Annotated in this window: 1 protein-coding gene; it reads left to right on the forward strand. The window is 67.3% G+C overall.

Annotated features, from left to right (window positions below):
- A partial coding sequence (locus ACLQ28_RS34560) for a beta-ketoacyl synthase N-terminal-like domain-containing protein (RefSeq protein ID WP_425690457.1) occupies positions 1-352 on the forward strand: 352 nt, incomplete at both ends.

Genomic DNA, 352 nt, shown 5'->3' on the forward strand with positions numbered 1-352 from the left:
TTTCACCGCGGGAGGCGTTGGCGATGGATCCGCAGCAGCGGTTGTTGTTGCAGACGTCGTGGGAGGCGTTCGAGCGGACGGGCATCGACCCGGCCACTGTGCGCGGCAGTTCAACCGGGGTGTTCGTAGGCACCAACGGCCAGGACTACGTCACCCGCCTGCTCGACGCGCCCGAGGAGATCGCAGGCCACGTCGGCACCGGGAACGCCGCCAGCGTGATCTCCGGGCGGATTGCGTACGTGTTTGGTCTTGAGGGTCCTGCGGTGACGGTGGATACGGCGTGTTCGTCGTCGTTGGTGGCCCTGCACCTGGCCAGCCAGTCGTTGCGGTCGGGGGAGTGCGGTATGGCCCT

The organism is Micromonospora sp. DT201 (assembly GCF_049841575.1).
GTDB lineage: Bacteria > Actinomycetota > Actinomycetes > Mycobacteriales > Micromonosporaceae > Micromonospora.